This window comes from Acinetobacter sp. A47 (assembly GCF_000805455.1).
GTDB lineage: Bacteria > Pseudomonadota > Gammaproteobacteria > Pseudomonadales > Moraxellaceae > Acinetobacter.
In genome coordinates this window covers 1-1,653 of record NZ_JSUS01000067.1, presented here as the reverse complement: position 1 = coordinate 1,653, position 1,653 = coordinate 1, and the positions used below count along the sequence as shown (strand labels likewise).

The following is a 1,653-nucleotide window of genomic DNA, read 5'->3' as shown; positions in this document are numbered from 1 at the left end:
TTGACATCACTACACCAGTAGTCGTGATCAACCCGATTGCAGGCGATAACATCGTTAACGCAGCAGAAGCAGGCGTTGACCAGACTGTTAGCGGTGCGGTTGTGGGCAGCTTCACAGCAGGCGATGCTGTGACAGTCGTGGTCAATGGCAACAATTACACCACCACCGTACAGGCGGATGGTAGCTGGAGCGTGACCGTTCCGGGTAGCGATCTGACTGCAGATGCAGACAGCACCATCAATGTCAGCGTGAATGTAACAGGTGCGGGTACTATTACCGCAGACCAGAGCTATGTAGTTGATGTGACTGCTCCGGATACCACAGGAGCAACACTCGCCATCAATGATGTCACTGCAGACAACGTGCTGAATGCAGCAGAATCAACCGGCACAGTGACCATCACAGGTACCTTGACGGGTATTCCAGCAGATGCAGCAACGACTGTGGTGACTTTAGTCATCAATGGCGTGACTTACACTGCAACGGTTGATGCAGCGACAGGTAACTGGACAGCCGATGTGGCTGGTAGCGACTTGCTGGCGGACACCGATGCCACTATCGATGCGACAGCCACCTTCACCGATGCAGCGGGTAACAGCAGTAATGTGACCGATACCCAAGTCTATACCGTGGATACCACTGGTCCGGACAACAGCACGACCACGATTACCATTAACCCGATTGCGGGCGATGGCGTGGTTGATTCAGGCGAAGCGGCAACTGACCAGACCATTAGCGGTACAGTCACCGGTGAATACACTGTCGGTGACGTGGTCACTGTCAACGTCAATGGCGTGAACCTGACCACCACAGTACAAACGGGTGGGGTATGGAGCGTAACGGTTGATGGCGGTCAGTTAGTCCTTGATGCCGACAAGACCATCAATGTCAGCATTACTGCAACCGATGCTGCAGGTAATACCGGTACAGTAACCGCAGATGCCAGCTATACCGTTGACATCACAGCCCCAGTGGTGGTGATCGATCCGATTGCAGGCGATAACATCGTTAACGCAGCAGAAGCAGGCGTTGACCAGACTGTTAGCGGTGCAGTTGTAGGCAGCTTCACAGCAGGCGATGCCGTGACAGTCGTGGTCAATGGCAACAATTACACCACTACCGTACAGGCGGATGGTACCTGGAGCGTGACCGTTCCAGGTGGTGATCTGACTGCAGATGCAGACAGCACCATCAATGTCAGCGTGAATGTGACAGGTGCGGGCACCATTACCGCAGACCAGAGCTATGTAGTTGATGTGACTGCTCCGGATACCACAGGTGCAACACTCGCCATCAATGATGTCACTGCAGACAATGTATTGAATGCAGTTGAATCAACTGGCACAGTGACCATCACTGGTAGCTTGACTGGTATCCCGGCAGATGCAGCCACCACAGTGGTAACACTCCTCATCAATGGCGTGACTTATACCGCAACGGTTGATGCAGCAACAGGTAACTGGACAGCCGATGTGGCTGGTAGCGACTTGCTGGCGGACAGCGATGCCACTATCGATGCGACTGCAACCTTCACTGATGCAGCAGGTAACAGCAGCACGGTTACTGACACTCAAGGCTTCACTGTGGATGTTACGCCACCGGCAGCACCAGAGATCAATCCGGTCAATGGTACTGATCCGATCTCCGGTACAG

At 53.7% G+C, this 1,653-nt stretch carries 1 protein-coding gene; it reads left to right on the top strand.

Annotation, left to right across the window (positions count from 1 at the left end; genetic code table 11):
- A partial coding sequence (locus OC23_RS14950) for a beta strand repeat-containing protein (RefSeq protein ID WP_152607850.1) occupies positions 1 to 1,653 on the top strand: 1,653 nt, incomplete at both ends.